The sequence below is a fragment of the Thauera phenylacetica B4P genome, assembly GCF_000310225.1.
Classification (GTDB): Bacteria; Pseudomonadota; Gammaproteobacteria; order Burkholderiales; family Rhodocyclaceae; genus Thauera; species Thauera phenylacetica.
This window is the reverse complement of record NZ_AMXF01000424.1, coordinates 1-1,743: the sequence shown is the minus strand read 5'-3', so window position 1 is coordinate 1,743 and position 1,743 is coordinate 1. Positions and strand designations below refer to the sequence as shown.

Sequence of the window (1,743 nt, the reverse complement as noted above, 5' to 3'; positions counted from 1 at the left end):
GAGCATCCCCGCCGCGCGCCGGCTCTCGGCGGAGATCGCCGCCGCGATGCAGGACCTGGCGATGGCGGGCGGCCGCTTCGAGGTCGCGCTCGAGCCCTGTGCGCCTTCCGCGGCGGGGGGCGAGGCGGTGGAGTTCCGCGTCGCCGCCAACGCCGGCCAGCCGCTGCGCAGCCTCGCCAAGGTGGCCTCGGGCGGCGAGCTGTCGCGCATCGGCCTGGCGATCCAGGTCATCACCAGCCGCGACAGCGCGGTGCCCACGCTGATCTTCGACGAGGTCGACGTCGGGATCGGCGGTCGCGTCGCCGAGATCGTCGGCAAGCTGCTCGCCCGCCTCGGGCAGGACCGCCAGGTGCTGTGCGTCACCCATCTGCCCCAGGTCGCGGCCTGCGCGGACTGGCAATGGCGCATCGCCAAGCGCGATCAGGGGGGCGAGACGCTGAGCGAGATGATGCCGCTCGACGACACGGCACGGGTGGAGGAGATCGCGCGCATGCTCGGCGGCGTGAATATCACCGCGACCACGCGCGAGCACGCCGCCGAGATGCTCGGCCGGCGCTGACCCGGGTGAATCCCCGACGCGTGCGCGCCGGGAACACGGGCGCGCAGGTCCGGGGTGCCCGAGGGGCGTGTTCGCGGGCTGCGTTCGGCCCCGCGCCGATTCAGTCCTTCTCGCGCTCGAGGTTCGGGCAGTGCTCGCGCTGGCAGTCGGCGTAGATGTAGAGCGCGTGCTCGCGGATCGCGAAGCCGCGGTCGGTGGCGATCTGGTTCTGGCGGCGTTCGATCTCGGCGTCGAAGAACTCCTCGACCTTGCCGCACTGCATGCACACCAGGTGGTCGTGATGACCGCCCTCGGCGAGTTCGAACACCGCCTTGCCCGACTCGAAGTAGTGGCGCTCGAGCAATCCGGCCTGCTCGAACTGTGTCAGCACGCGATAGACCGTGGCCAGGCCGATGTCCATGCCTTCGTTCATCAGCGTGCGGTACACGTCTTCCGCGGTCAGGTGGCGCTGCTCCGAGCTCTGGAAGAGGTCGAGGATCTTCAGGCGGGGGTAGGTCGCCTTCAGGCCGATGCTTTTCAGGTTCCTGGAGTTGTCGGACATGGGCTCTGGGTGAAGTTGGCTTGCGGGAGATCGGGTTGCGGGCGCCTGCGAAGGCCTTGTGTCCGGCGCTTGACCGGGCGCTCGCCGGAGAGCCTGACCGACGCGAAACGGGATGGTTCGCGGAGGGCGGGAGCGGCTCCGGCCACTTCGCGGCAATGGCGGTCGAGCGCCGTCGATCGCGGCTATGTTATATTTTTTGCCCCTAACTGAGAACTGCGACCCCGGTCGCATCCCGGCGCCCCCTCTCCCATGCGTTCCTTCCTCGCTGCGCTCGTCGTCTCTTCCGGCCTGATCTCGGGCTGCTCCTTCGACTCCGTGGTCGGCCTGGTCGACCCCTACCGCATCGACGTCCGCCAGGGCAACTACGTCGACCAGGAGATGGTCGCGCAGCTGCGCCGCGGCATGAGCCGCGACCAGGTGCGCTACGTGCTGGGTTCGCCGCTGGTGGTCGACATGTTCCGCTCGGATCGCTGGGACTACGTCTATCGCTTCCGTCCCGGCAGCGGCGAGGCGCAGCAGCGCGTGATCTCGCTCTTCTTTGCGGGCGACGTGCTCGACCGGATCGAGGGCGACGTCGCCGCCGCCTCCGGCGACGCGGCGGCGGCGCCGCAGCCGCGCTCGCGCGTGGTCGAGATCCCGCCCG

2 protein-coding genes and 1 pseudogene are annotated in these 1,743 nt (G+C 70.0%); 2 read left to right on the top strand and 1 reads right to left on the bottom strand.

Features of this window, described 5'->3' with window-relative positions; genetic code table 11:
- Nucleotides 1-559: pseudogene (locus C667_RS22705) on the top strand (DNA repair protein RecN); the annotation flags it as partial.
- A 100-nt stretch (nucleotides 560-659) separates the two neighbouring features.
- Here the strand turns inward: C667_RS22705 and fur are convergent.
- Nucleotides 660-1,100 (bottom strand): ferric iron uptake transcriptional regulator, encoded by a 441-nt coding sequence (gene fur, locus C667_RS22700; protein ID WP_004387629.1) that lies wholly within the window; start codon nucleotides 1,098-1,100, stop codon nucleotides 660-662.
- A 249-nt stretch (nucleotides 1,101-1,349) separates the two neighbouring features.
- On the opposite strand from fur, the gene C667_RS22695 reads away from it, so the two are divergent.
- On the top strand, nucleotides 1,350-1,743 hold a 394-nt coding region (locus C667_RS22695), incomplete at its 3' end, for an outer membrane protein assembly factor BamE (protein ID WP_004387627.1).

Excerpts from the sequence above, each read along its gene's own strand:
- fur (WP_004387629.1), bottom strand. The coding sequence starts at position 1,100 with ATGTCCGACAACTCCAGGAACCTGAAAAGCATCGGCCTGAAGGCGACC.